The sequence below is a fragment of the Longimicrobiaceae bacterium genome (assembly GCA_036375715.1).
Lineage (GTDB): Bacteria > Gemmatimonadota > Gemmatimonadetes > Longimicrobiales > Longimicrobiaceae > DASVBS01.
In genome coordinates, this window is the sequence record DASVBS010000081.1 from 50,510 (window position 1) to 76,591 (window position 26,082).

General features: G+C 67.3%; 22 protein-coding genes. 14 read left to right on the top strand and 8 right to left on the bottom strand.

Annotated elements, in window-relative coordinates; translation table 11 throughout:
* Window positions 1-88: 88 nt before the first annotated feature.
* From VF167_17480 to VF167_17510, 7 genes are all read left to right on the top strand, one after another.
* Complete coding sequence (locus VF167_17480) at window positions 89-1,153, top strand: ectonucleotide pyrophosphatase/phosphodiesterase (GenBank protein ID HEX6927220.1); 1,065 nt, start codon at window positions 89-91, stop codon at window positions 1,151-1,153.
* A gap of 216 nt (window positions 1,154-1,369) precedes the next feature.
* Window positions 1,370-2,230 carry an acyl-CoA thioesterase II gene (tesB, locus tag VF167_17485; GenBank protein ID HEX6927221.1) on the top strand — a complete coding sequence of 287 codons (861 nt, stop codon included), beginning with the start codon at window positions 1,370-1,372 and terminating at the stop codon, window positions 2,228-2,230.
* A gap of 316 nt (window positions 2,231-2,546) precedes the next feature.
* Entirely contained in the window at window positions 2,547-3,932 is a 1,386-nt protein-coding gene (locus VF167_17490) for a hypothetical protein (protein HEX6927222.1), read from the top strand.
* 11 nt (window positions 3,933-3,943) lie between these two features.
* Window positions 3,944-4,630: a hypothetical protein gene (locus tag VF167_17495; GenBank protein ID HEX6927223.1), complete on the top strand. Its 687-nt coding sequence runs from the start codon at window positions 3,944-3,946 to the stop codon at window positions 4,628-4,630.
* 259 nt (window positions 4,631-4,889) lie between these two features.
* On the top strand, window positions 4,890-5,528 hold the full coding sequence (locus tag VF167_17500; protein ID HEX6927224.1) for an FHA domain-containing protein: 639 nt from the start codon (window positions 4,890-4,892) through the stop codon (window positions 5,526-5,528).
* A complete protein-coding gene (locus VF167_17505) occupies window positions 5,528-6,508 on the top strand; it encodes a protein phosphatase 2C domain-containing protein (protein HEX6927225.1) in 981 nt (326 codons plus the stop codon). Before VF167_17500 ends, VF167_17505 begins: the two co-directional genes overlap by 1 nt.
* 41 nt (window positions 6,509-6,549) lie before the next feature.
* Window positions 6,550-8,352 carry a TonB family protein gene (locus VF167_17510; GenBank protein HEX6927226.1) on the top strand — a complete coding sequence of 601 codons (1,803 nt, stop codon included), beginning with the start codon at window positions 6,550-6,552 and terminating at the stop codon, window positions 8,350-8,352.
* A gap of 49 nt (window positions 8,353-8,401) precedes the next feature.
* Here the strand turns inward: VF167_17510 and VF167_17515 are convergent, their stop codons facing one another.
* The 6 genes from VF167_17515 to VF167_17540 form a co-directional block, all read right to left on the bottom strand.
* On the bottom strand, window positions 8,402-9,283 hold the full coding sequence (locus tag VF167_17515) for a ParB/RepB/Spo0J family partition protein (GenBank protein HEX6927227.1): 882 nt from the start codon (window positions 9,281-9,283) through the stop codon (window positions 8,402-8,404).
* Between the two features lie 99 nt (window positions 9,284-9,382).
* Window positions 9,383-9,592, bottom strand: a complete 210-nt coding sequence (locus VF167_17520) for a cold shock domain-containing protein (protein ID HEX6927228.1) — start codon at window positions 9,590-9,592, stop codon at window positions 9,383-9,385.
* Window positions 9,593-9,859: 267 nt separating this feature from the next.
* Entirely contained in the window at window positions 9,860-10,264 is a 405-nt protein-coding gene (locus VF167_17525; GenBank protein ID HEX6927229.1) for a hypothetical protein, read from the bottom strand.
* Between the two features lies 1 nt (window position 10,265).
* Entirely contained in the window at window positions 10,266-10,901 is a 636-nt protein-coding gene (locus VF167_17530; protein ID HEX6927230.1) for a sigma-70 family RNA polymerase sigma factor, read from the bottom strand.
* A complete protein-coding gene (locus VF167_17535; GenBank protein ID HEX6927231.1) occupies window positions 10,882-11,373 on the bottom strand; it encodes a Spy/CpxP family protein refolding chaperone in 492 nt (163 codons plus the stop codon). The genes VF167_17530 and VF167_17535 overlap by 20 nt, the downstream gene beginning before the upstream one ends.
* 193 nt (window positions 11,374-11,566) lie before the next feature.
* Window positions 11,567-12,520: a CBS domain-containing protein gene (locus VF167_17540; GenBank protein HEX6927232.1), complete on the bottom strand. Its 954-nt coding sequence runs from the start codon at window positions 12,518-12,520 to the stop codon at window positions 11,567-11,569.
* Between the two features lie 182 nt (window positions 12,521-12,702).
* Here VF167_17540 and VF167_17545 point away from each other — a divergent pair, with 182 nt between their 5' ends.
* From VF167_17545 to VF167_17555, 3 genes are all read left to right on the top strand, one after another.
* On the top strand, window positions 12,703-13,362 hold the full coding sequence (locus VF167_17545; protein ID HEX6927233.1) for a hypothetical protein: 660 nt from the start codon (window positions 12,703-12,705) through the stop codon (window positions 13,360-13,362).
* Window positions 13,363-13,417: 55 nt separating this feature from the next.
* Complete coding sequence (locus tag VF167_17550; protein ID HEX6927234.1) at window positions 13,418-14,764, top strand: cyclopropane-fatty-acyl-phospholipid synthase family protein; 1,347 nt, start codon at window positions 13,418-13,420, stop codon at window positions 14,762-14,764.
* Window positions 14,765-14,848: 84 nt separating this feature from the next.
* Entirely contained in the window at window positions 14,849-15,112 is a 264-nt protein-coding gene (locus tag VF167_17555) for a hypothetical protein (GenBank protein HEX6927235.1), read from the top strand.
* 7 nt (window positions 15,113-15,119) lie between these two features.
* Here the strand turns inward: VF167_17555 and VF167_17560 are convergent, their stop codons facing one another.
* Complete coding sequence (locus tag VF167_17560; protein HEX6927236.1) at window positions 15,120-16,574, bottom strand: hypothetical protein; 1,455 nt, start codon at window positions 16,572-16,574, stop codon at window positions 15,120-15,122.
* Window positions 16,575-17,001: 427 nt separating this feature from the next.
* Between VF167_17560 and lon the strand changes: the two genes are divergently transcribed.
* Window positions 17,002-19,686, top strand: a complete 2,685-nt coding sequence (gene lon / locus VF167_17565; GenBank protein ID HEX6927237.1) for an endopeptidase La — start codon at window positions 17,002-17,004, stop codon at window positions 19,684-19,686.
* Between the two features lie 24 nt (window positions 19,687-19,710).
* Window positions 19,711-20,700 (top strand): NAD(P)H-quinone oxidoreductase, encoded by a 990-nt coding sequence (locus VF167_17570; GenBank protein ID HEX6927238.1) that lies wholly within the window; start codon window positions 19,711-19,713, stop codon window positions 20,698-20,700.
* A gap of 315 nt (window positions 20,701-21,015) precedes the next feature.
* Here VF167_17570 and VF167_17575 read toward each other — a convergent pair whose 3' ends face one another.
* Entirely contained in the window at window positions 21,016-23,514 is a 2,499-nt protein-coding gene (locus tag VF167_17575) for a zinc-dependent metalloprotease (protein ID HEX6927239.1), read from the bottom strand.
* A gap of 409 nt (window positions 23,515-23,923) precedes the next feature.
* On the opposite strand from VF167_17575, the gene VF167_17580 reads away from it, so the two are divergent.
* Window positions 23,924-24,832, top strand: coding sequence for an RNA polymerase sigma factor RpoD/SigA (locus VF167_17580; GenBank protein HEX6927240.1), 909 nt, complete (start codon window positions 23,924-23,926; stop codon window positions 24,830-24,832).
* Window positions 24,833-25,138: 306 nt separating this feature from the next.
* Entirely contained in the window at window positions 25,139-26,062 is a 924-nt protein-coding gene (gene rsgA / locus VF167_17585) for a ribosome small subunit-dependent GTPase A (protein ID HEX6927241.1), read from the top strand.
* Window positions 26,063-26,082: the final 20 nt, after the last annotated feature.

Sequence of the window (26,082 nt, forward strand, 5' to 3'; positions counted from 1 at the left end):
GTTACGCCGCCGGGCGAAGCTGTCTTCCCAGAGGGTGGCTGGTCGTTCGGTGTGCTCTCTTTCGTCCGCTGGCTACCGGGGAGGGAGTATGACGCCACCGAGAAGCTTCGGACGCCTGGCGCGCGGAGCCGCGGTGTTTGCCGCCGCCGTTCCGTTCGCGATGTGCGCTCCGGCCCCCGCCTACCTCATGCAGGCGCCGGCGAGCGGCCCCTCCTATGTGTCGCTCACTTCCACCGCGCCGGAAGTACAGAACCGCGCGGTATCCGAACACGTCATCGTGATCTCGATCGACGGCCTACGTGCCGACGCCATCGAGAGGGCAGACGCCGAGACGCTCCAGCGGTTGATGCGCGAAGGCGCCTATTCGCTGGAGGCTCGCACGATCCTGCCGAGCATCACCCTGCCCTCCCACACCTCCATGCTCACCGGTGCGACGCCGGCGATGCACGGCGTGGACTGGAACGATGAGCGGGTGGAGGAGGAGGGCGTGATCCAGACGCCCACGATGTTCGCGATCGCCCGGAAGGCAGGTTACCACACCGCCGCCTTCTTCTCCAAGCCGAAGTTCCAGCACCTGATGGCTCCGGGGACCCTGGACTACGGTCAGGCGCCGGAGGGCAACGGTCGCTGGTACGCGGGCTACACCGCCGAATCGGTCGAGCGCTACCTCGAGGATCACCGACCGAACCTGCTGTTCGTCCATTTCGGTGAACCGGACTACGCCGGCCATACCATTGGTTGGGGAACCTTCGTCTACCGTTGGGCCGTACGGCGCGCGGACGGCGCCGCGGAGCGCGTGCTGCGCAAGGCCGACGAGGCCTTCGGTGAGGGGAACTACACCGTGATCGTCACCGCCGATCATGGAGGCCATGGCCGCACGCACGGGACGGATGCCGAATCGGATGTTACCATTCCCTGGATTGCTTGGGGGAAGGGCGTGAAGCCCGGTGTGGAGCTGCCCGAGGGCATCCGAACCTTCGACACCGCGGCGACCGCCCTCGGCCTCCTGGGGCTGAGCCTTCCCCCCGAACATGCGGGGACCCCGGTTCGCGCGGCGTTCACGGAGCCGATCGCGACGCCGGCGTACGCCGGTGCAGCGCAGGAAATTCCGGTGGTCCTGCCCGAATCGACTGCGGTGGCCGCTTCCGAGTGACCCCGCGGGGGCTCCCGCGCCTGAGGTCGCCAGAGCTTGCCACCTCAGCACGACAGGCTCGATGAAGATCTGGTAGAATTCAAGCGGTGCCGTCCTGTGCGCCCGCCCGCCCATCCGGCCGCGTGCCGGTGCGGCGGGCGGGCGATTTGCATGGCGGAGGGCGCACTCGCGCCGCTTTCGGCGAACTCATCGACCCACTCTCGTCTACGTCGATCCATGTCCGATCCGCTGAAGGAGCTGCTGGACCTGCTCGATCTCGAGCCCCTGGAGCACAACATCTATCGCGGCTACAACCACGAAATCGGCTCCGGACGTGTATTCGGCGGACAGGTCCTGGCACAGGCGCTGGTAGCGGCGCGCAGGACGGTCGACGAACCGCGCGAGGCGCACTCGCTCCACGGCTATTTCATCCTTCCTGGCGACGTGAGCACGCCCATCGTCTACTTCGTCGACCGGTTGCGGGATGGGAAGAGCTTCACCACGCGCCGGGTGACCGGTATACAGCACGGGCAGGCGATCTTCAGCATGACTGCCTCCTTCCATCGCAGTGAGGAGGGGGAGAGTCACCAGGCACCCATGCCCGAGGCGCCACCGCCCGAATCGCTGGTGAGCGAGCTGGACATGATCCGCGACATTGCCGATCGCCTGTCGCCGCGCCTGCGCGAGGTGCTCACGCAGGATCGGCCCATCGATTTCCGCCCCGTCGACCCCACCGACTTCTTCCTACCGGAGCCACGCCCGCCCCGGCAGATGATGTGGCTGCGCGCCCAGGGCGAGGTCCCGGGGGCGCAGCTCGAGCACCAGGCGGTGCTCGCCTACGCCTCGGACTACGGCCTCCTGGCTACCGCCCTCCTGCCGCACGGCCTTTCCATCCGCATGGCCCACCTGCAGGTGGCCTCGCTCGATCACTCCATCTGGTTCCACCGTCCCTTCCGGGCGGACGAGTGGTTGCTCTACGTGATGGACAGTCCCAGTGCTGCGGGAGCGCGCGGCTATGCCCGTGGATTGGTCTACACACGTGACGGAGAGCTGGTGGCATCCGTCGCTCAGGAAGGGCTCATGCGCATCCGCGGGTGACCGCTGGGTCGCGATCCGCAAGGAAGGAATGGGATCGGAGGCAGCGCCAAGACCGCGTCCGCAGTGTCTTCGCACCCGGCAGGACCGCAGGGGTCCGAACGGCCGATGCCTGTCGTGGGCAGCAGGCGCTTCTCACGCCCCCACAGCCCCCTCGTGGCTAGTCCCAGCATAACCAAGCGCCTGTGTGACCGTGCGTTGCCCCCGCTACGGCCCACCACCTAGAGTGGGGCTAGAGCGAGCGGGCGCCGCGTACAATGGGCGCACCGCTCGAGCCCTGAGAAGGAATCAGCCGGCCGGCTTGCCCCGGAGGTGCATCATGCTCCAGTCCGCGGCCGTGCAATCGACGAGCGCGCCATCCGACGGAACGTCTGTCGCCGCAGCCGTGCGGCTCCCTCGGCACGGACGCGCTCTGGCGGAGGCGCTGCTCGGCCGGCCCGGGTGGGAGCCGCTGATCGGCGACGAGATCCGGCTGCGCGTGAGGGGGAGGGATTATCGCCTGACCCCCCTGGCGCGAGGCGAAGGGCGATCGGTGTTCCTGGCGGAGCCGGTCGGACCCGCCCGCGGGACGGGTCCTCCCGAGTGGCAGGCGCGGCAAGCCATCGGATCACGGATGGCGGAGCGGGCGCCGTGGTCGGCGATCGTCTGCACCGACGCGGCGGGCGCGAGGGAGGTCTGGAGCTGGCGCCGAGCTTCGCCTCTGGCTCCGCCGATTCAGGTCGAGGAGTATCGCGCCGGAGGGCTGGCGGATCGGCTCCCGGTTCCCTGGCGGGACGGTAGCCAGCGCGAACCGCCTGAGCCCGTTGCGCAGGCGATTGCTGGTGCGGAGGAGGTCTCCGTGGTGATGCTCCGGCGCCTGCAGACGCGAGGTCGGTGGTTGCCCGGCCCGGAGCGGCGGCGGGGAGAGTCGGCGTGCGGGGCCCTGTTGCGTGCGGTCACTACCTCCGAGGATCCCGAGCGGGTGAGATCCTGCTGGCGCGAGCTCGGCCGGCTGTCAGTGCTCGACCCGCGGTGCGGTCGTGGTGAGTGGCTGGTCGGGTGTCTCGAGGCTCTGGCTACACTGGCGCTTGCGTGCCTGGAGCGTATGCAGGCGTGGTTGGAGTGGGAGATCGACCGGGCAGGTGGCAGAGGCAGGCGCTGCTGCCCCGATTTTCGCCGGCTGCTCGCCCGGCGCGACGAGCTGCGATCGGAAGGGGGACGCGAGCGGCTGGCCTACGAGACCGTGCTCCTGCGGTGCCTGCACGGGGTGGCTGCAACCGAAGACGAGGCGCGGGTGTGCCGCACACGCCTGGCGGCCTGCGTGCCTTCCCGAGGCGGAGCCGATGCCTCCTGGATCAGTAGCGCGCTCATCGATGTGCGGGTTGGAAGCGGAGCGCCGTTCCTGACAAGGCCGCGGGTGCCAGCGGGCCGCAATGGGCGTCACCGAGAGCGGCAGCAAGCCCTCCGGGAGGCTGGGGGACGGGCGAGCGACCTGGCGAGAGCCGAGAACGAGCTGACGCGCCTCCGGCTGGAGCTGGGGGGCACCCTGGAGGAAGTCGCGGAGGGTAAGCAGGAGATCCAGGCACGTCGGCTTCGCCTCCGGGCCGAGCTGGGAACGGGCCTTGGTGACGGGGACGGGCGCCGGACGCACCCGTGGCTGGAGTATCTTCAGATCGCTCGGCGCGGAGGGTTCGACCTGGTGCGGGCCGAGCCCGCGGCAAGGTGAGGGGCGGATCGATGCGTCGCGTCGAGGCGGTGCGGCGGCTGAGCCCTGGCGATCCCGGCTGGCCGGCGGGGCTCCAGCGGCTCGGTGCGGAGGCGCCCGTCGGGCTCGAGGTCGTCGGGGCGGAGCAGCTGATGTTGAAGCCGGCGCTCGGGCTGTTCTGCTCACAACGCGCGCCCGGGAGAATCATCGTCGAGAGCTACGACGTTGCCAGGGCGCTGGCCAGCTCGGGTGAGGTGGTGGTGGGAGGCTTCCACTCCCCCATGGAGCGAGAGCTCTTGAGTTACCTGCTGCAGGGATCTGCCAGTGTGATCATCTGTCCCGCGCGTCGATCGACACCGACGGCAGTGCCGAGGAGCTGGCGCCGGGCGCTGGGCGCTGGTCGGCTGTTGATCGTCTCGCCCTTCCCACCAGGCACAATCCGCCCTACCTCGGCCACCGCCGAGCTGCGCAACCGTTTCGCGGCGGCGCTCTCTGCTCGCCTGCTGATCCTGCACGCGACGGTCGGGGGTCGGCTCGCGCGCCTCGCGCGGGAATGCGCCTCCTGGAAAATCCCCGTGCACTGCCTGGATCACCCGGCGAACGAGGACCTGCGTCTTCTGGGCGCCACGCCGCTTGCGGGATTCACCCGACACCCGGAGTGGGCCGCTGCAGTGGATCGCGCATCGGAATCCCGACCGACTCAGCCGATACTTCAATGACGAGTCATCCTCGCGCGCCTTTCCGCCGGAATGGGGGGCATGCGGATTGCCCACTCCCGGGCGGATTCCGGCCACGTCCGGGGTTTCGCGAGCGGCCCCCGGTGCTGCACATGCGATCGCGGCCGCCCGAGCATGTAGCCGCCGCGCAACGCCTGCACCCTCCCCGCAACGAACGGCATTCCACGAACGATCCTGCGCAGCTGCCTGGATTGGAGCGGGGAGGCGCTCTGATTGCCGACTCCTCTGACGCTAGGCTCACGTGGGATTCGCTGACATCTTCGGACGCAGTGTCATCGAGGTCTCACTCCTCGGCGGGGTCGTGGTGGTGATGGGGGCCGCGCTCGTGGGGGTGGCGATTCGTCGCCGGAACCGGAGCCAACGATCGGCCGAGCCGGAACCACTACTGGTCTTCCCCGACAGCAAAGTGCGTCGCCCGAACACCCCGGCGCCGATCGAACCCGGTCTCTGGAAGCGGCAGCCGTTGGACGGAGGGAACGGCTCGAGGGGGGTGGACGAGGCCAGCGAGACGATCCGTCTGCCGACTGCGGCAGACGGCACGATCCAGTTGCTGCCCGGTCGGCTGGTGATGCTGGAAGGCCCGGAGGTAGGCCGGGAATTTCGCTTTCTGCGGGTCGGTAACCAACCCGTCCCCGAGGTGACCATCGGGCGTGCGAGCGGGCCCCCGTACCGGCACATCCAGCTAACGGCTGCGACGGTGAGCCGGATGCATGCCCGCATCCGATATCAGGACGGGAGGTGGCTCCTCGCCAACCTCTCCACGACGAACCCGCTCCGCTTGAACGGTCGCGAGCTTCCGCCGATGCAGGATGCACCGCTGGCGAACGGAGATCGCATTCAGCTCGGTGAGGTGGAGCTGAGCTACCTGCAGGGGTCGTGATGAATTTCTTCCACTGCCGCAGCGCGGCCACCACAGTGCAGGGCCGTCGACTCAGAAACGAGGATGCGGTGCTCGACCTGAAGCTCCCCGATGGGCGGCACGTGGTGGCGGTCGCGGACGGCATGGGAGGCCACCAATCGGGAGAGATCGCGAGTGCACTGGCGCTGGAGGTCCTTACGCGTGAGCTGCGCGCCGGTGCACGGCTGAAAGAAGCGGTGATCGCGTCCAACCAGGCCGTATACGAGGAGGCCCTGCGGGACCCCACGCGGGCCGGAATGGGAACCACGCTGGTGGCCCTGCTGCGAACGGACGCGGTGTACGAGATCGCCAACGTCGGCGACAGCCGCGCTTATCGCATCGACACGCACGGCATCAAGCGGATCTCGCGCGATCACTCCTTTGCCGAGGAAGCGGCAAGCAAATCGCTCATGGGCCCCGAAGAGATCGCGCGCTCGCCCTGGCGCAACGCGCTCACCCGCTCGATCGGCACGCAGGAGTCGGTGGAGGTCGATCTCTTCGGGCCGTTCGAGATCTCCGGCAGTGCCCACACCGTGCTCCTGTGCAGCGACGGGCTCTATCGGGCGCTGAGCGATGACGCGGCCTGGCACCACCTGATCGCCGCGCCTGATCCGGCCTCGGGAGCTCGCATCCTCATCGACCAGGCGTTGCGGCTCGGTAGCGACGACAACGTGTCGGTCGCCGTGGTGCAGTTTTCGGGCACTGCCTCCCCGCTTCAACCCGGATGGATCGGGAGCACGATGGGACAGATGCGAGGGCGTGCACAGGCGCCGCGGGTGCTTCCCTCCGCATCACTGACCGCCGGTCCGGAGAGCCAGATCGTGGCCGGGAGTCGGCGCAGCTCGAGTCGCCGTACCGACCTGCGGCGAATCATGAAGTTCATCCTGAGCGAGAATGTGCTGTTCGGCCTGTGCACCGGAATCCTGGTGATGTGGTTAGCCCTCCGGCTACTCGCCAGTTGAGCCCCCGCTGATTGCGCCCCTGTCCGTCTGCTGGTGAAACGATGAGCATCGAACACTCCGTCCGCGATGACGTCGCGCTGGCTCTCGGCTCCGACTATGAGATCGTGCGGGAGCTGGGCCGCGGGGGTGCGTCCGTGGTTTACCTCGGGCGTGATCGCGTTCTGGGTCGAGAAGTCGCCATCAAGGTCATCCGGGATTCGCACGCGGGGGACGCCGAGGCGGTTGCTCGTTTCGAGCGAGAGGCGCGTATGCTGGCCTCGCTGCAGCATCCGAACATCGTGATGCTCTACGCTGCAAAGCAGCTCCCTGGCGGTACGCTTGCCCTGGTGATGCAGCACGGCGGGTGGGCCACGCTCAAGTCGGTCATTCTCGAGAAGGGGGCTCTTCCCCTCGAGCTGGTGGAGCGGGTACTGAGGGACGTTGCCTCGGCGCTGGACTACCTCCACCGGCACAACGTCATCCACCGTGACGTCAAGCCGGAGAACATCTTCATCGATGGCGACAGCGGGCGTGCCCTGCTCTCCGACTTCAGCATTGCGAAATCGGGAGATGCGGCCACGAGCGTGACCCTGACGGGCGTGGTGATCGGCACGCCCGCCTACATGTCGCCCGAGCAGATCGACGGTGGGGAGCTGACGGGTCGAAGCGACCTGTACAGCCTGGGGATGGTGGGCTACGAGATGCTCACGGGCGAGCGCCCCTGGGAGGGAGAGAATCTCTTCAACGTCATCTACAAACAGAAGACGGAGAGGCTTCCTTCTCTGCTCGCGCGACGGCCAGACACGCCGGAGAAGCTCCGGCGCCTGATCGAGAAGGCGACGGAGAAGGACCCGGCTCTGCGCTGGTCCGACGCATCCGAGTTCCTCGCGGCGCTCGGGGGTTCCGCTCCGTCCTCGCTACCGATCCCCGTGCCGCCTCAACCGGTGGCGCCCGCGCCGGCGTCCTCGCTCCCGCTCTCGGAGTATCCGACTCTCGAGATCGAGCAGATCGTGGTGGAGGAGGCTCTGGCCCAGCGGGCTCGCAAGCCACGTCGGCGGCGCCGGTTCATGGCGGCCGCCGTGGTGGTCCTCCTGTTCAGCGGCGGCGCCGGAGCGCTGGCTTTCTCCGGAAGGAGTCTGGACGGAGAGACGGTTTTCGATCTGAGAACCCTTCGGGATGCTGCAGACGAGACGAGCTCGCTCTCGCTGCCGCCGGCCACCCGCGAGGCGCAGCCAGCCGCCGTCGACACTCCGAGCTTCGCCCTGGTCGAGCCGATCGTCGATTCCGATCCGCCACCGCCCGACACTGCGACCCAGCGCGTCACCCAGCCGGAGGAGCCGCCGGCGCGTCCTCGAAACGTTGCTCAGGGGCAAGAGGAACCCGCAAGGTCCCCATCGTCGGCACGGCCCCCGCCGACCGCCGAGAACTCGGCCGTGCCCGCGGGTGAGGAGGGCGAGGCTGAGCTTCCTACCACGCCGCCGGCCCTGCTCCCGTCACTCAACGTGACCGTTCCGACCGATACGGCGCCGTCGGTAACGCCGTCGCGGGTGTTGCAGCCCCTCGAGGCGAGAACCAGCGAGTCGCCTGCGCCGCAACTGCAGAACCGCGACCTCGTAGGCCAGCTTCTCAGGGAGCGGTATCCGACCGATTTGCGACGTCGGGGCGTAGGCGGAACGACGGTATTGACCGTGCTGGTCTCTCCCGAGGGAAGCGTGGAGCGGAGTAACGTCGTAAGCAGCAGCGGTAACGAGCGCCTCGACGAAGCGGCGCAACGGGTCGCCGAACGGATGGTGTTCCGCTTTCCCGAAGGGACGACGCCGAAGGCGGTGTGGGTGGCGGTCCCGCTCACCTTCGACCCACGCTGAACGGCGACCCGCATTGGTCGGCGACTCGCCCTGATCGGCGCCCTCCGGCTCAGCCGCTCTCGATCTCCCAGGTGACGGGCTGCCTCTGCTGAGGCGCCGGGCGCAGCCGACGCACCCGCCGTAGCTGGTCCTCGAGGAAGCGCTCCAGCCGCGCCGCCAGCTCGGGATCGGTACGCAGATCCTCGTCGCGATAGCTCAGACGCACCGTCCACGCGCCCGTCTTCTTCGACACCCCCGCCCGCACCTGGGCAATCCCCTTCAGCTCGCGCTTCGTCGCCGGGCCGGCCTCGTAGAGAAGCGAGCGCAGCGCCTCCGCCCGCTCCTCCACAGTCTTGAGGGGAGCAATGCGCTGAAAGCGCGGCACGGTCGCCTCGGGCGTGCGATAGAGCGCCGCCCGCTCCTCGTCGGTCAAGGCCAGGATCGCCTCCCCGACCGCGCGCATGTAGGAGACATGGGCGGGAGATCTCCCCGCTATTCGCGCCACCTCCGCCTGGCTCATGCCTCCTTCCTGCACCAGCATCTGGTAGCTCACCGCGGTGTCGACGGGGTGAGGATCCACGCGTGCCTCGTTCTCGGCGACCTGCAGCGCAAGGGCCTCCACCACCGAGATCCGCCCGTGATCCCGCACCGGGATCCGGTCCAGCCCGGCGCGCTTGGAGGCGAGCCACCGGCGCATGCCGTAAACGAGCACGTAGCTGGGGGCTTCTTCGGGGCCCTCCACCCGCACGCCGATCGCCTGCTTGATCTCTCCTCCGGCCAGGATCGACTCGGTCAGGGACGCCAGCTCCTCCTCGTCCACGTGCTGGCGCACGTAGGGGCCGGAGAGCACGATGTCGTCCGGGTGGAGGAGGCGGTGGTCCTCGGTGAGCGGCGCTGCCCCCGGTGCGCGGGTGGGGTCAGGCGATGAATCCGGCTTCGAGTCTCTGGACATCGCTGGTCGGCAGAATGACGGGTGCCAAGCGAACGGGCCGCCCCGATTTCGCTCGGGGCGGCCCGTTCGTCTCGGGATGCGGAGAGGATGACCGCCCGGTCAGCCGAGCCGGACCACGTTCTCGGCGGCGGGTCCCTTGGGGCCCTCCACCAAGTCGAACTCGACCCGCTCTCCCTCGGTGAGGGACTTGAATCCCTGCATCTGGATCGCGGAGTGGTGAACGAAACAGTCGCGGGTTCCCCCTTCAGGAGTGATGAAGCCGAAACCCTTGGCGTCGTTGAACCACTTGACCGTACCGATGTTGCGCATGCTGCCCTCGGCGAGAAAAGAAAGTCGGGTTCCGGGTCTCCGTACATCCCGACTCGATGGCGCGGCGGAGGCGCCGCGCGGGGAACTCGGAGTCGCAACGAATGGAGACGCCTGGGGAAGAACCCGGTACCTCGCCTTCGGTGACGCTCGCAGCGGCGCAGAGTAAGCGGGGCCCCCGGTCCTGTCAAGGAAAGTGGCCCGGGGCGCGGGTTCTCGCCCGAGGCAGCGGGGAGCGATGATCGGGAGCGACGGTCGGGGCCGCGGGGGTCAGCGCTGGCTGGCGGCGATCATGAGAAGCTCGTCGGCATCGCGATCCGCGACCAGCAGCCGAAATTCCTGGTCGGACACGTCCGAGAGCAGAGCTTCCTGGATGGAAACCGGGGTGGCGACGGCAACCGGAGTCGACGCGGGCAGCGAGGAATCCTCTCGACCGATCCCCAACCAGAAGACGGTGGCGAGCCCCGCCGCCGCGGCCAGGGGGATCAAGGGCTTCACCCAGCGGGGTGAAGCAACCTGCAGCGCGCGCCGGCGCGCCAGAGGAAGCGATGCTCGCTGCCGGATGTTCGAGCGCATCTCCGCCCAGTCCACCTCCTCCAGCGGGACCTCCCCCTCCACCCAGCGCAACGCGGCTCCGATCAAGGGATCCGGCTTCAGCTCCTCGTGGTGATTCATCTCATGCCTCTCTGTTACTCCGGACGAAAGGCCCCAGCGCCTCCCTCAACTTCGCCCGCGCCTGATGCAGGTGCCACCGCACGGTACCATCCGAGAGCCCGAGGATTTCCGCGATCTCGAGGCTGCTGAACCCCTCCAGCTCGAACAGCTCCACGATCGACTTCTGCCGGGGCGGGAGTGTTCGGAGAACCTCCGCGAGCCGTTCCTTCAGCTCGGCTCGTTCGGTATCCCGCAGCGGAGACCGACTGGCGTCGGAGATCTCCGGCGGGAGTGCGTCCATCCTGCGCAATGACCGCGATTTGCGGGAATTCAGCCCGCGATTGACCAGAATCCGATAAAACCAGGGAGCAAAGCTGCGTCCCTGCTTGAAGGTGTCGATCTTCTCGAGCGCGGCCAGAAAGGCGTCCTGGACCAGATCCTCAGCGTCTTCTCTCTGCCCGAGCAAACGATACGCGACCGAGTAGGCGCGCTTCATGTGCCGCACGACGAGCAGGTCGTAGGCCTCCACGTCGCCGGCACGCACGCGCTCGACCAGCTCGGTGTCGTCGAGCTCGACGACCGGAGCCGCGCGTCCGTCCTCACTCGCGACGGACAGCACCGCGGGGCCGCGCCCCACCTCAGTCGCGAGCGCCCTCACGCCTCCGTCTTTCTTCGGAGTGGTCGCGATCGCGTCGGTCCCTCGACACCATGTCGCGGATCTTCTCCTTCTGCGCGTCGGTGAGCACATCGCCAACCTCTCGCATGGCGGCGTGATCGATCGCGCGCACCTGATTCAGGAGGCTTTCGATCTGCTCACCGCTGCGCCGGAGGAGAGCCTCCTTCTCCGCCTCCGCCATGTTGGGCTCGGCCCTGCGACGCTCCTTCAGCTCGCGCCGGATGGCCATGATCTGCTGCCAGAGCGGCTGCTTGCGCGCATCCGCGGTGTCTTTGATCTCCTGTACCCGGGCGAGCTGCGCGTCGGTCATTCCGAGCTCCTGACGGTGCTCGATGAGCTTCTCGACCGCTCCGTTCAGCCCCCGGTGTGGCTCGCTGTGGCCCCTCTGTGCCTCCGCCTCTATGGGAAGCACCACGAGCAGCGCGATACCGAGCCACCACCAGGCTTGTCGCATCTCCTCCCTCGAATCGTCAGATCGCACATTGCCGCGAGGGCGTTCCGCTAGTGGTACACGCAACGCATGGCTAATGTTGGCAGGAGGGAGGGAGCCGGCAACCGGTGCGGGCGCTTACTCGCGCCCCGCACCAGCGACGGTCGAGAAGTGTCGGACCAGAATCGATGGCCGAATCAGGGTCAGCCCCGCGGCATCAGCGCCACCCCGCGTCGTACCCGCGCCGCATCAACCCGCGCGCCTCGCGCCGCAACGCCTGCCAACCACTTCGCACCCGACCGGGAAGATCCACGTCGATCGTGTGCCTCAGGCGTCGTCCGACGCGGCGGTCGTCGGGCGCACCCTCTCGTCCCCACCGCGGACGCGCCGGCTCGGAGATCCGCTCGATCACCTCTTCGACTTCGGTCTCGCGCTGCAGATCGAGACCGGCGTAGTTCACGGCCAGATCGGCCTGTGAGATGATGCCCACCAGCGACCCGTCCCTGCCGGTGACCGGAACGCGACGCACGCGCTCGCGCTTCATCAGCGCGAAGACATCCCGCACATGATCGTTCTCGAAGACGGTGTGCGGATCCTTCGACATGATCTCGCGGACCGCCGTCTTCTTCAGGTCCTTCCCTTCCGCGGCGGCCCGGATGGCAATGTCCCGGTCGGTGACGATTCCCTCGAGGCGCTGCGATTCTTCGCTCTCGATCACCGGCATCACCCCCACGTCGAGGTCGCGCATGCGCTGGGCAACCTCCTGAACCGGAGTGTCCGCTGTGACCGCCTCCGGATTGCGCGTCATGATTTCAGCGGCACGAACCGTGTCCGCCGTTTCGCCCCGGACAGGCTCCTCCAGCTTCCGACGCCATCCTCCCCCTCCATACCACTCCATCCTTCCGGGCTCGGGTTCGAACGCCTGATCGCGGACCGGTCCATGTGACCGCGCCTCGTAGCGCGATCGGCTGCCCGTCCGGAAGGGCGCATCGTAGCTGGCGGCGTAGCCGAACCTCTCTCGCCGCAGGGCGCCCCGGAACGGCCGATCGTACTCCTGCCAACGCCGATGGTACTCCTGCCACGGCCCCGCTTCACGGCTCCGTCCGAACCGAGCGCGGCCGCTGAAAGACTCGTCGTACCGACCGCGATAGTCTCTCGCATAGCGCTGCATCGCCACCTCCGAAGCCTCGATTTCGTCCGACTTCGCCCGACTTCGCGCGGCCGCAACTTCTCGGCCATCCACGGCGAACGTCCGGCGTCCCTTTATCGTGGCGAGGTGGCGGAATATCTTGGTACTTTCACAATCGACGAGAGAGGTGGATGGCTACGCTCGCAAAACCCGGAGGATCCGCCGTGGATCGCAAGCTGGTAAAACGGTGGATCCAGTTGATGGCCGGGCTATTCGGGTGTGGCCTCGCCGTCGCGCTCATGATTCGGAGCCGCCTGGGGCTCGGTCCCTGGGACGCGTTCCACGTCGGGCTGCATCGGATCACTGGCCTTACCGTCGGCACGGTCAGCATCCTGGTCGGGGTGGCCATCCTCTTCGGAACCTGGTTTCTGGGAGTACGGCCCGGGTTGGGGACGCTGGTGAACATGGTGATGATCGGCGTCTTCATGGACCTGCTGCTGCTGGTCACCCCTGAGGCCGGAGGCATCCTGACGGCTTTCGTTTACTACGGGGCGGGGATCATCGTCTTCGGGCTCGCCACGGGGATGTATCTCGGCGCGGGGCTCGGAAGCGGCCCCCGGGACGGGCTCATGATCGCCGTCAGCGAGATCAGAGGGCTGAGCGTCCGTCGGGTGCGCACCTTCATCGAGCTGGCCGTTCTGGTCGCGGGCTGGTTGATGGGCGCTCAGGTTGGTATCGGAACCATCGTGTTCGCGCTGACAATCGGGCCCGCCACACAATGGGGAATGCAGCTCGCGGGCGTGACGGTCCACCCGCGGGCGGCGTCGTCTGCTGCCATTGCCGAAGCAGCGCGTAACTCGACTGGAGATCGCCGCGTCGCCTGATCTCCCTCGCCGTCCCCCCGCGATTCCCATCACCGACTGGGCACGGAGGCAATCGATGAGTGAGACATCGCTGGTGGCCCTTCCCGCCGCGAGCACGAAAGCCATCCGCACCACCACGGCCTTCCTCAACCGGGTCTTTCCGCCCCCTCGCAGATTCGGCATCCGCCTCTGGACGGGTGAGACACTGCCGGTCGAAGGGACGCCTGCCTTCACGCTGGTGTTGAACTCGCCGGGCAGCCTTCGGCGCATGTTCACCCCGCCTGTGGAGCTTTCGATGGGGGAAGCGTACCTGCGGGGGGATTTTCATGTCGAAGGGGACATGAGCGCCGCCTTCGACATCGTCCCCGCGGCGCGGGCTGCCTTCAGCTCGCCCTCCGAGGTCGCCTCACTAGCCGTGCGGTGGCTACGCCTCCCGGATGGCAGGAATGACATAGAGTACGGAATTCATCCGCCGGCGCGGCTGAGAGGCCGTCGTGGCACGCGGAGCCGGGACCAGGCGGCGATCCAATACCATTACGATGTAGGCAACGACTTCTACCAGCTCTTCCTGGACCGGCGCATGGTGTATTCGTGCGCTTACTTTCCCACAGGAACGGAGGATCTCGACGCCGCTCAGGAAGCCAAGCTCGAGTTGATCTGCCGGAAGCTCAGGCTGAAGCCTGGCGAGCGGCTGCTCGACATCGGCTGCGGATGGGGTGGGATGCTGATCTACGCCGCGGAGCGCTACGGCGTGGAAGGCGTGGGGGTTACGCTCAGTCGCGCGCAGCTGGAGCTGGGAAGGGAGAGGGTCCGGCAGGCGGGTCTGGAGAAGTTGATTCGCCTCGAGCTGCTCGACTACCGCGACCTCACCGGCCCGCCCTTCGACAAGATCGTGAGCATCGGAATGTTCGAGCACGTCGGTCGGCAGGGGCGCGCAGAGTACTTTTCGCAGGCGTTTCGACTGCTGAAGCCCGGTGGCCTCTTCCTGAACCACGCGATCTCAGACCGCCCACACATTCCGCCGCGGGGTCTGACCGACATGGTCTCCAGAGCGCTGGAGACGGTGATGGTCGGGAAGCAGCACTTCCGCAAGCGCTACATCTTTCCGGATGGCGAGCTGATGCCGGTAAGCGAAGCGAACCTGGAGGCGGAGACAGCCGGATTCGAGGTCCGCGACGTGGAGAATCTGCGGGAGCACTACGCCGAGACGATCCGGCACTGGCTGCGACGGCTCCGGCAGCGCCAGAAAGAGGCGATCGAGATCGCGGGCGAGCCGCTCTACCGGCTGTGGGAGCTGTACCTGGCGGGGTGCATCTACCACTTCGACACCGCCCTCATCAGCGTCAATCAGTCCCTGCTGGTGCGCCCGGTGGATGGGCGCGCGGGGCTCCCCTGGTCACGAGCGGATCTCTACAGGGAGTGAGGGCGCCGTCCGAAACTTCTCCAATGGGGGTGGGTAGAATCCGCATCCGCTCCCCCGACCATTCCCGTGTTGGAGAAGTATGGGATGAATCATCGCGACGTCTGGTTCGTCGGTCTGCTCGCGCTCGCGTACCTTTACCTCGATGCCGCCAGCCTCGCACCGCGGCGGGAGGCCCTCGCCCGAGGTCGTGCTTTCCTGCCCCCGCCCGAGGAGGCGCCTGAGCCGAGCGGCTTCGCCCTTTCGGAAACCTGCCCGCGGGATCTGACCCACCCGGTCAAGCTCCGCCCCGCCGACGGAGCCAAGTGGTGTCTGGTCTGCGATGAAGGTTTCTACCCGGCCCTGAGTTGATCCTCCCTCACTCCAGATCCAGGCCGTAAGGAAAATTTGAGCTTCCGCCCTTGCCCCGCCGCTCCTGCCGGGCGCGGGTGAAGACCCCGCTGTCCGCCCGGGAGATGCGCCGATGCGCGGCAAGGCCTTCCAGTATCAGCTCTACCGCGGCAACGTCGGCGGCTCGACTTTCCTGAGGGTAGAGAGCGGACTCGCGGTACGCGTCCTCCAGCCCCGGCACAGCAACCAGGGCTTTCCAGCAAACCTCAGCGCCGGCAGTATCCGAGATCTGGAGGACGCCGCCCCGGTCGAAATAGTCGATGACCTCCCCGAGTAGATCGGGGTCCCAGTACTGGTCGAAGAGATCCCTGGCCGCCGCGGCGATCAGGTCGCGGGCGATCCTGTCGGCACCCTGCAGCTCCCCCTCATACTCCAGCTCCACCTTGCCGGTGATGGCCGGCAGTGCAGCATAGACGTCGGCCACGCGCGGGACGATGACCTCTTCGCCGGTGATTACCGCCCTGCGCTCCGCGTTGGACACGGCGGTCTCCATCATCGTAATCGGCATCCGCTGCGAGACGCCGCTCCGGCGATCGATGCGTTTGTCCTCCCGGGCGAGGAAGGCGGTGCGTTCGATCAGCTCGGCAATGAAGGGCGGAATGTCGATGTGCCGACCGTCGCGATCGAGCCAGGCCTCCTGCAGGGTGATCCCGATCCCGTCCTCGATCGAGCGCGGGTAGTGGGTGAGGATCTCCGTTCCGATCCGATCCTTGAGGGGAGTGATGATCTTTCCGCGCGCCGTGTAGTCTTCAGGGTTGGCGCTGAAGACGAGCAGCACGTCCAGAGGTAGGCGAACGGGATAGCCTTTGATCTGGATATCCCCTTCCTGCATGACGTTGAACAGGGCCACCTGTACGCGCCCGGCCAGGTCCGGGAGCTCGTTCACGGCGAAGATGCCCCGGTTCGCGCGCGGGAGGAGGCCGAAGTGGATGGTGAGCTCGTCAGAGAGAAGATGGCCTCCCCGCGCGGCGCGGATCGGGTCCACGTCTCCGATCAGGTCGGCCACGGTCACGTCGGGGGTGGCGAGTTTCTCCACGTAGCGCGAGTCGCGCCCGATCCACTCGATGGGAGCGTCGTCGCCCTGCTGCTCGAGCAGCAATCTGCCCTGCTTGGAGATGGGGTTGAAGGGGTCGTCGTTCACCTCCGAGCCGGCCAGCACCGGGATCTCGGGGTCGAGCAAATCGACGAGCTGGCGGAGGATTCGGCTCTTGGCCTGCCCGCGGAGCCCCAAGAGGATGAAGTTGTGCCGCGAGAGAATGGCGTTGACGAGCGCCGGCACCACGGTGTCCTCGTACCCGATGATGCCGGGCAGGACCGGCTCCCCCGACCGGAGGCGCTGGATCAGGTTCTCGCGCAGCTCCTGCTTGACCGTGCGCGGACGATATCCGGATCGACGGAGCTCACCGACAGTGGTGGGACGCATCAGCGAATCGGTTCAGGGTACGATCGTGTCCGGGCGCGAATCGTTTCGGACGAAGTCGTTCCGCAATCGCTCTCCCTTCGAGCAGCGGCGAACAGGTTCCAGGGACAGGATAGGCGCAGCGCTGTCCGCTTGCAAACGCGCGCGGCTCGCGGAGACCGGCCTGCCACGAACGCGCGCTTCCATGCCGTTGCGGCACGGTTATCTTGCTGGTTCCGCCGATACGGCAGAACCGGCGGGAATGCACTTAAATTCAAGAAAATCAGTGTGTTTCGGCCCGGCACAACACCTGTGAGGGAGGGTACGACGGTGGCAGCGATTGTGCTATGCACTTGCTCCGGGACACGCCGCCCGGGCCAGAAAGAATGGCGAAGGTGCACACGACGTCCGGTGAAGGTTGCCGGAAGTCGACTGTGAGAAAGGATAGATCATGAGCGAAAGAATAATGCTTCCCGTCCTGCCTCTGCGGGAGACCGTGGTCTTCCCGGGGGTCGCCGTGCCGATCTCGGCCGGCCGGCCGGGGACGCTGAAGGCGATCGAAGCGGCACTCGGCGCGGATCGCAGGGTCTTCGCCGTGGCTCAGAAGGAGAATCGCGACGAGGTAGAGATCGACAACCTCTACACCGTCGGTACCATCGTGCGGATCGCTCAGGTCCAGCGCGGCGTCGGCGGCATGCAGCTCCTCATCCACGGCGAGGAGCGAGCGCTGGCCCTCAACTACACCGATACGCCGGACCAGGGGCTTCGCGCGGGCGTGGTGCCGATGGAGCAGCTCGACCCGGTGGCGCCGGAGGACGCGGCGTTCCAGGCGCTCTTCCGCGAGGTACGCGAGCGCGCGGCCGAGCTGGGCAAGCGGAGGGGAATTCCGCCCGAGATGCTCCAGCAGTTCCTGGACGGGGTGACGGAGCCGGGACCGTTTGCGGACCTGGTCACGTTCTACCTGGAGGTCGATTCCGCGACCAAGCAGCGTCTACTGGAGATGCTCTCGGTGGAGGAGCGGCTGCGCACCTTGCTGGTCCTGATCGAGCGGCAGCTCGCCCTGATCGAGGCGCAGGAGGACATCCAGCAGCAGGTGCAGGAGGAGCTGGGCGAGCGGCAGCGAGAGATGCTGCTGCGCGAACAGCTCAAGGCCATTCAGCGCGAGCTGGGTGAGGACGAGGAGGGACGCGAGTCAGAGGAGCTGCGTCGTCGCCTCGAGGCGCTGCAGCTCCCCGAGGCAGCGCGGGAAGAGGTCGAGCGCGAGCTCGGGCGCCTGGAGCGCACCAGTCCGCAGAGCGCGGAATACCAGGTCATCCGCACCTACCTCGAGACCGTCGCCGACCTGCCCTGGAACGAGCGGACCGAGGACAAGCTGGACCTCAAAGCCGCCGAGGAGATCCTCGAGGAGGATCACTACGGCCTGCAGGACGTCAAGGACCGGGTGCTCGAGTTCCTGGCGGTGCGGCAGCTCGCCGCGCGGCGGGCGGTCGAGGAGGTGGACGAAGAGCGCGCCCGGGCGGAGGCCGAGGCTGCCGATGCGGCTGGCGAAGCGGCAGCGTCCGAAGCGGCGGCTTCCGCGGACCGCTCGGATGGCGCCTACAGTGAGGCGGAGAAGGAGGACCAGCCGGTGGAAGAGCAGGCTCCGGCGGCAGAGTCCGAGCCGAGCGACGGTACCCGGGAGCGCGTCGAGGCCACTTCGCGGGCCACGGCCAAGGGGCCGATCCTGCTCTTCACGGGGCCTCCGGGCGTTGGTAAGACCTCCATCGCCAAGAGCATTGCCCGCGCGCTGGGACGAAAGTACGTGCGCATCGCTCTGGGCGGTGTGCGTGACGAGGCAGACATCCGCGGCCACCGGCGGACGTACGTGGGTGCGATGCCGGGGCGTATCGTGCAGGCGCTGAAGCAGGCGAAGTCGCGCAACCCAGTGATCCTGTTGGACGAGGTGGACAAGTTGGGTGTGTCGCTGCAGGGCGATCCGTCGAGCGCCCTGCTCGAGGTGCTCGACCCGGCGCAGAACCACGAGTTCACCGATCACTATCTGGGCGTGCCGTTCGACCTGTCCGAGGTCCTGTTCATCGCCACGGCGAACTACGTCCAGAACATCCCGGCGCCGCTCCTGGACCGGATGGAGACGGTCGACTTCCGTGGCTACACGGAGCAGGAGAAGCAGCAGATTGCCGAGCGGTACCTGATTCCGCGCCAGCGTGAGGAGGCAGGGCTCGAGGCCGACGAGTTCAGCATCAGCCCCAAGGCACTGAGTCTGGTGATCTCGGAGTACACCCGTGAGGCGGGCGTGCGGCAGCTCGAGCGGGAAATCGGGAAGCTGGCCCGCAAGGCGGCCCGTCGCATCGCCGCCGGGCGGACGAAGCGCGTGCGCGTCAGTGAGAAGCAGGTGCGGGAATTCCTGGGTCGCTCGCGCGTGCACCCCGAGAAGGCCGGTGGGGAGAACCTCGTCGGGGTGGCTACGGGCATGTACTACACGCCCATGGGTGGTGACATCATGTTCATCGAGGTCAGCGCCTCGCAGCGGAGTGCTCAGGTTGCCGGGGAGGCCGAGAGCGGTGCGACCGGCATGGGTAACCTGGTGCTCACCGGGCAGCTCGGGGACGTGATGAAGGAGTCCGCGCGTGCAGGACTTACCTACGCAAGGGCGCACGCCGTGCGGTACGGAATCGATCCCCGGAAGGCCTGGGGATCTGAGATCCACATCCACGTGCCGGCCGGTGCGATTCCGAAGGACGGACCGTCCGCCGGTGTGGCCATGGCCACGGCGCTGGTGTCGGCGCTCTCCGACCGTCCGGTGCGTTCGGACGTCGCCATGACCGGCGAGATCACGCTCACCGGGCGCGTCTTGCCGATCGGCGGGGTGAAGGAGAAGCTGCTGGGCGCCTATCGCGCGGGGATCAAGACGGTGATCATCCCCAAGGCGAATACCGCGGACCTGGAGGATCTGCCCTCTGAGGTCCTGAAGGCTCTGGAGATCCACCCCGTCGAGACGATCGATGAGGTGCTGGCCCTGGCGCTGGAGGGAGCCTCCTTCAGCGCCGAGGGGACGCTCCGCTTCCCGCCGCTGGCGGGGAGTGGCGGCCCGCGCGCGGCCGAGTCGGAGCCGCGTCTGCACGGCCCGAGAGGGTGATGCGATGGTAATCCGCTGATCGGAATGCGAGCCGTCGTCATCACCCGGCCGGGTGGGCCGGAGGTCCTGGAGATCCAGGAAAGGGAGGTGCCGGAGCCGGGGCCCGGGCAGATCCGCGTGCGGGTACGCACGACGGCGCTCAACCGGGCCGACCTTCTGCAGCGCCGGGGCGGCTATGCCGCCCCGGCCAATTTTCCACCCGACATTCCGGGGCTGGAGTACGCGGGCGTCGTGGACGCGCTCGGGTCTGGAGCAGGCTTGTGGGCGGTCGGGAGTCGGGTGATGGGCATCGTCGGTGGGGGCGGACACGCGGAATACGTCTGCGTGCACGAACGAGAAGCGATGCGGATCCCCCACAACCTCTCCTGGGAGGAAGCCGGCGCAATTCCCGAAGCCTTTCTCACCGCGTACGACGCCCTCTTCCGACAGCTCGAAGTGCAGATGGGCGACCGGTTGCTGATCCACGCCGTCGGGAGCGGGGTCGGCACCGCCGCGGTGCAGCTCGCCAGGGCCGCCTCGGTGCGCACGATCGGGACCTCGCGCACCGCCTCGAAACTGCAGCGTGTGCTCGAGCTCGGCCTCGACGTGGGGATCGACTCCTCGCAGCAGGACTGGAGGGAGCAGGTGAAGGTGGCGACCGAAGGGGAAGGGGTCAACGCGGTCCTGGATCTGGTGGGCGGCAGGTTCATCCAGGACGACCTGAGAGTGCTCGCGCCGCGCGGGAAGGCGATCGTGGTGGGACTGGTCGGCGGAGCTTCTGCCGAGCTCGATCTCGGGCTGCTCCTGCGGCGTCGACTGACCCTGATGGGGACCGTTCTGCGCACCCGCCCGGTCGAGGAGAAGATCGCTCTTGCGCGAGAGTTCTCGGACAGCGTGTTACCACTGTTTGCGTCCGGACGGATCAAGCCGGTCGTAGACCGCGTGTACCCGATTGAGGAGATCCGTCAGGCCCACGCCGTGATGGAGGCCAACCAGACGTTCGGCAAGATCGTGCTGCGCTGGGAGGAGGAGTAGCAGCACTCACGGCGGCTGCCGGCGCCGCGGCCGGGATTACGAATTACGAATTACGAATTACTAATTGCCGGATACCGGCTGGGGGTGCGGGTGCGGGTTACTCTGCAGGGGCGCCTCTTGTGGGTGCCCCCACGGAGATGCTGGGGGCGAGCGCAGATTGGCTCTTGCCCGGGCGGCGAGCCCTTGGGCGGTCGACCGGATTGGAGATGGCGTCCCGGAACCCTCATTTCCTGCAGTGCGGGCGCCCACAAGGTGACGCCCCTACAGGCGGATCTGGTTGCCGACTGCGGACCCCGGGGTTCCTGACGGCGTCATTCACGCCGTAGGGCGCAGGATCCTCTGAATGCGCACGCGTGCGTCTTCGAGGTGCAGGCGGGTAGTCCGATCGGCGGAGCGGGAGATCGCGTTGCGGATTTCCGTGTCCAGCGTGCGCAGCTCTCCGCGTAGCAGCGCGGGGATGTCTCCCGGCGCCGGCGAAGCAGTCAGGGGCATGGACGAGCTGTTACCGCCGGCGGGAGGATTCAGCTTCGAATCCACCTCGTCCAGGTACGCCCGCTGCAGGTTCCGCCGGAAGGGATCGATTTTCACCGACCGGGAACGCAGCTCGCTCCAGATGCCGCGCCGCAGGTCGGTGAGCATCTCGGCCGGGGTGTACGCTTCTTCCGGATCCTCGGCTAGCGCGGCGAATTCGGTCATCCGCTGCAGCCGCGGGTTGCTCAGCAGTTGCGACAACAGCCGCGCCTGCGCCCTGCCGATCCGAGTCAGCGCTCCATCGACCTCGATCCGCCGGAGCACGTCCGGGTCGAGGAAAAAATCAGGGGTGGTGAATGCCTCGCGGTTGAGGAACTCCACTGCCTCCTCCTGACGCTCTCGCGGCAGCGGGGCAAAGCGGGGACCCTCCTGCCCCCAGTACTTCTCCTGCGATTCCACGCCTCCCACCAGGCTGACGACGTGGCTCAGCTCGGTGGTCCACTGGCCGATCAGTCGCTCGTACAGCTCGGCCAGATCCGAATAGTCATATCCGGGCCGCTCCGTGGCCGGGATCAACATCGGCACGGTCCGGCGGATGTTGCGCAGCCCCAGCTCGGTGGACCGGACCGCATCGGCGTCGCCCACCGCCTCGGTGTGGTCGGCGATGTCCGCGCCGTTCGTATCGGTGGTGGAGAACCGAAGCCACGGCTCATGGTCCTGGCGACGAGCCCAGGCATCGAGCGTCGGCAACTCCTCCTCGGGCGTGCGGGCTCCCGGAACCGGACGGTAGCCCCACATGGTGGCGAAGCGGTCGTACGGCCCCACGCCCGGAATGAGCGTGTGGAGAGGAAGGCTATCCTCGGGCTGGGCAACGTAGTTGAAGCGCGAGTAATCCATGATCGACGGCGTGTGCCCCATCCGCTCGACGAACGAGCGACTGCGGACGCTGTCGGCGGGGTACATGGAGCTCGCCTTCTGGTTGTGCGGGAAGCCGAGCGTGTGCCCCACCTCGTGCGCAACCACGAAGCGGATCAGACGCCCCATCAAGCTGTCAGGGAGGGGCAGGCGCTGCGCCCGCGGGTCGAGCGGCGCCACCTGCGCGAAGTACCAGTTCCGTAACAGGTTCTGGACGTTGTGATACAGCATGATATCCGCCTCGAGGATCTCGCCCGTACGCGGGTCGTGCACGTGCGGCCCTACGGCGTTCTCGATGGTCGAGGGGAGCCAGCGAACCACCGAATAGCGGGCGTCCTCGGGCGACCAGTCGGGGTCCTCGGCGGGGGAGGGCGCTTCGCGCGCGACGATCGCCTGGTGGAAGCCGGCCGCCTCGAAGGCCGCCTGCCAGTCTTCGATCCCCTGCCGGATGTACGGGCGCCACTTCAGCGGTGTGGCCGGATCGATGTAGTAGACGATCGGACGGACCGGATGGCACGGGATCGACTGCTCAGGCGGGCATTCCAGGCGCCAGCGGGTGATGAAGGAGCGTTGGGCGGTGCGGTGCTCTTCGCTGCCGTAATCCTGCTGGGTGACGGAGAAGAAGCCCACCCGGCTGTCGTGGAGGCGCGGCTGCATCGGCTCGGCCGGCAGCTCCACCATGCTCCAGTGGACGAGCACGCTGGCGGTACGGGATTGTGAATCGGTTCCCGGGGCGCCGGACGAGCGCGGAGGCACGACGAAGGTGTGTGTCGCTTCCACCTCGATGTTCGTGGGGAAGACCGACACACGTTCTATATACGATCTCTCACGGTCGAGATTGCCACGCAGGACCCCGCTCACGCTCATCTCGGGGGGCGGATAGGTGTACAGTCGTGTCACCTCGATCACCGCCGCGCTGTCGGGGCCCATCGCCTCGATGGGGAAGCTCGCGAGCACGGGACTGTAATTCGCGGCCTCCACCGCCTGGTAGATGGCCCGTGAAGTGTCCGCGGTGAGCACAAAGGAAGGGCTGCGAAGCAGGATCCGGTTCTCACGCCGTTCCCAGCGCAGGACGCGGTTGCCCACCGGCTGCCCGCCGTACCCCTCGCCCAGCGTGTTCTTGGCAATGTGCGTAACCAGCAGCAGGTCCTTGCCGAGAACCTCGCGAGGAATCTCGTAGAAGAGCCGGTCCCCAATTCGATGTACCTTGAAGAGGCCCTCCTGCGTGACGGCGCGGGAGGTGATCACCTGCCGGTACGGACGCAGACGGGTCTCATCCGGCGGACGCCGGTCGAGGTTCTCCGCTTCGGCGCTGTCAGCGGCGATGACGCGAATCGGCGGTGGAGGCGGGGGCTCCGGGCGAGCGATGCGAAACGCCGGCGAACAGCCGGCCGCTAACAGAAGCAGGCCGATGAGGCGGATCTTCATGCTGGAACGACGTTTAGCCTGACGCGAACAGCGCTGAGGGAGGAGCGGAAGGGGCTACTACTCGTGGCGAGACCCGTTTGTGCCGAGAATTACCGGAAGCTGAGAATTTACCGGAAGTGTATCATGAATAGTACGTCCGGATTCGAATTCTGGCAAGCCGGAAGAACTGCTGTAACGTGGGAACCTGGCCCACCTTCAGCGGTACACAGCCCTGCATCCCAAACACACATGGTGGAGGCGTGACTGCAGGGGGGAGCGAAAACCGCTTGCCGTGAAGGAAGCGTGCAACTATACTGCGCGCCCTTTGCGAGCGCCCCCCGGCAGAAGACTTGCAGGGTTGCACCCTACGTCACGCGCTGCGAACGCGGGCGTTCACTGAAAAAAGTCCACGGAAGTGGCGAGTTGATACATGGCAACGGCTGAACGGAAAACCCGGAGACGGAAGCGGCAGACCCCGCGCCTGCGCGAGGGCTTCGCAGAGGTCGCCCAGGAGGATCAGTCCAGCCTCGATCAGTACCTGAAGGAAGTCAGCACGCACGACCTGCTGACGCCGCCGGAGGAGATCGAGCTGGGCCACCGCGCGCGCAGCGGTGACGAGGAGGCGGTGCAGGCGCTGGTGCGGGCGAATCTGCGCTTTGTGATCTCGGTAGCGAAAAAGTACCAGAACCGGGGCGTGAGCCTCTCGGATCTGATCCAGGAGGGTAATGTAGGTCTGGTCACGGCGGCCCGGAAGTTCGATCCAGACCAGGGCGTGAAGTTCATCTCCTACGCGGTCTGGTGGATCCGGCAGGCCATCCTCTCGGCGCTGGCGAACCAGGGTCGGGCGGTGCGCGTGCCCCTGAATCGTGCGTCCGACCTGGCTAAGATCTTCCGTGAGAGGGAGCGGCTGAAGCAGGAGATCGGCCGTGACCCCTCCCCGCAGGAGTTGTCGGAGGCGACCGGTCTCTCTCCCGAGATCGTGGAGAGCCTGCAGACGCTCAACGCGGCGGAGATCCGGCTGGACGCGCCGATCGGCGATTCGGAAGATTCGCAGCTGATGGACCGCTTCATCGCCGAGGAGGCAATCCTCACCGAGGAGGAGGTAGAGGAGCACCTGTTGACGGAGCGCATCGGCCGTGCGCTGGAGACCCTTCAGCCGCGGGACGCGAAGGTGCTGCGGCTCTACTTCGGCCTCGAGGGCGGGCGCGAGCACACGCTCGAGGAGATCGGTGACATTCTGGGCGTCACGCGGGAGCGGATTCGACAGCTGCGCGACCGCGCCCTGAAGCGGCTTCGCGAGGGAGAGGAAGGCGAGGCGCTGGCGTCGTTCGCGGCCTGAGCGACGATACGTCTCCCGCGACTGCGGCACCTCCGAGAGGGGGTGCCGCTTTCTTTTTCCGGTCAGGTGCCGCCCGGAGATTGGGTCTGCTGCAATCCGCGTCTCCTGCAATCCGTCCCCGCGGAACGAGACGCCCCTGTACCTGGCCGGGACCCCGCTGTCGATAGACCTGCGCCCTCCCGCGGCCGCTCTCGCCCGTCGCAGGGGCTACTCTCGGAATCGCTTCCGGTCATTGCAGCGATGACACGGTCGCGGAGTCTACGCGGCAGTTGCCCTCCTCCACGCCCCGGCGGTAAAGTCGTTCGCATGAGAACCACCACCGGCATCGTTCTCCGCGCGCAGGGCGGCGTCTATCAGGTAGAGACGCCGACCGGCGTGCGCGAGGCGGTGCTGCGTGGCAGGTTGAAGCAGGAGCAGCGGCCGGATGAGCGAGTGGTGGTGGGCGACCGGGTGGAGGTGGCTCCGCCGGACGCAGGGGAAAGCTCCCCGTGGACGATCGAGAAGGTGCACGAGCGGCACAGCGCCCTGGTTCGCCGCGCTCCTGGTCGAGCCAACCGGCCCAAAGTGATCGCGGCGAACGTCGACCAGGTGCTGGTGGTCTTCGCCACGGCCGAGCCGAGTCCGCACCTGCGCATGCTCGATCGCTTTCTCGTGCTGTGCGAGAGCAGCGGTCTGGACGCGGTGGTGGTGGTCAACAAAGTCGACCTTGTCGGCGAGGCGAAAGCCCGGCGCACCTTCTCGCTCTACGAGACAATCGGTTATCCGGTGCTCTATACCTCCGTGGTGAGCGGACTCGGGCTGGACGATCTGCGGGCGCGGGTGCGCGACCGGGTCTCCGCCCTCACCGGCCCCTCCGGGGTCGGCAAATCCAGTCTGCTGAACGCTATCGAGCCCGGGTTGAGGCTACGCGTCGGGGCGATCAGCGAGGCGGTGCGCAAGGGGCGCCATACCACTGTCACCGCCGAGCTCATCCCGCTCAAGGAAGGGGGATACGTCGCCGATACGCCGGGTCTTCGGGAGCTGGGACTGTGGGCAATTCCGCAGGAGGAGCTGGACCGTTTTTTCCCGGAGTTCGGCCCTCTCCTCGGGCGGTGCCGCTACGGTAACTCGTGCACCCACTCGCACGAGCCGGACTGCGCTGTACGGGATGCGGTCGAGGCGGGCGAAGTGAGCTGGGAACGCTACGACAGCTACCTGCGGATGCTCCGCGGCGACGAGGTCTCCGGGTAGGCGACTCCTGCGGACCGGGC

Coding starts and splice junctions, on each gene's coding strand:
- VF167_17480 (HEX6927220.1), top strand. CDS start 89: ATGACGCCACCGAGAAGCTTCGGACGCCTGGCGCGCGGAGCCGCGGTG.
- tesB (HEX6927221.1), top strand. CDS start 1,370: ATGTCCGATCCGCTGAAGGAGCTGCTGGACCTGCTCGATCTCGAGCCC.
- VF167_17490 (HEX6927222.1), top strand. CDS start 2,547: ATGCTCCAGTCCGCGGCCGTGCAATCGACGAGCGCGCCATCCGACGGA.
- VF167_17495 (HEX6927223.1), top strand. CDS start 3,944: ATGCGTCGCGTCGAGGCGGTGCGGCGGCTGAGCCCTGGCGATCCCGGC.
- VF167_17505 (HEX6927225.1), top strand. CDS start 5,528: ATGAATTTCTTCCACTGCCGCAGCGCGGCCACCACAGTGCAGGGCCGT.
- VF167_17510 (HEX6927226.1), top strand. CDS start 6,550: ATGAGCATCGAACACTCCGTCCGCGATGACGTCGCGCTGGCTCTCGGC.
- VF167_17515 (HEX6927227.1), bottom strand. CDS start 9,283: ATGTCCAGAGACTCGAAGCCGGATTCATCGCCTGACCCCACCCGCGCA.
- VF167_17520 (HEX6927228.1), bottom strand. CDS start 9,592: ATGCGCAACATCGGTACGGTCAAGTGGTTCAACGACGCCAAGGGTTTC.
- VF167_17525 (HEX6927229.1), bottom strand. CDS start 10,264: ATGAATCACCACGAGGAGCTGAAGCCGGATCCCTTGATCGGAGCCGCG.
- VF167_17535 (HEX6927231.1), bottom strand. CDS start 11,373: ATGCGACAAGCCTGGTGGTGGCTCGGTATCGCGCTGCTCGTGGTGCTT.
- VF167_17540 (HEX6927232.1), bottom strand. CDS start 12,520: ATGCAGCGCTATGCGAGAGACTATCGCGGTCGGTACGACGAGTCTTTC.
- VF167_17550 (HEX6927234.1), top strand. CDS start 13,418: ATGAGTGAGACATCGCTGGTGGCCCTTCCCGCCGCGAGCACGAAAGCC.
- VF167_17555 (HEX6927235.1), top strand. CDS start 14,849: ATGAATCATCGCGACGTCTGGTTCGTCGGTCTGCTCGCGCTCGCGTAC.
- VF167_17560 (HEX6927236.1), bottom strand. CDS start 16,574: ATGCGTCCCACCACTGTCGGTGAGCTCCGTCGATCCGGATATCGTCCG.
- lon (HEX6927237.1), top strand. CDS start 17,002: ATGAGCGAAAGAATAATGCTTCCCGTCCTGCCTCTGCGGGAGACCGTG.
- VF167_17570 (HEX6927238.1), top strand. CDS start 19,711: ATGCGAGCCGTCGTCATCACCCGGCCGGGTGGGCCGGAGGTCCTGGAG.
- VF167_17575 (HEX6927239.1), bottom strand. CDS start 23,514: ATGAAGATCCGCCTCATCGGCCTGCTTCTGTTAGCGGCCGGCTGTTCG.
- VF167_17580 (HEX6927240.1), top strand. CDS start 23,924: ATGGCAACGGCTGAACGGAAAACCCGGAGACGGAAGCGGCAGACCCCG.
- rsgA (HEX6927241.1), top strand. CDS start 25,139: ATGAGAACCACCACCGGCATCGTTCTCCGCGCGCAGGGCGGCGTCTAT.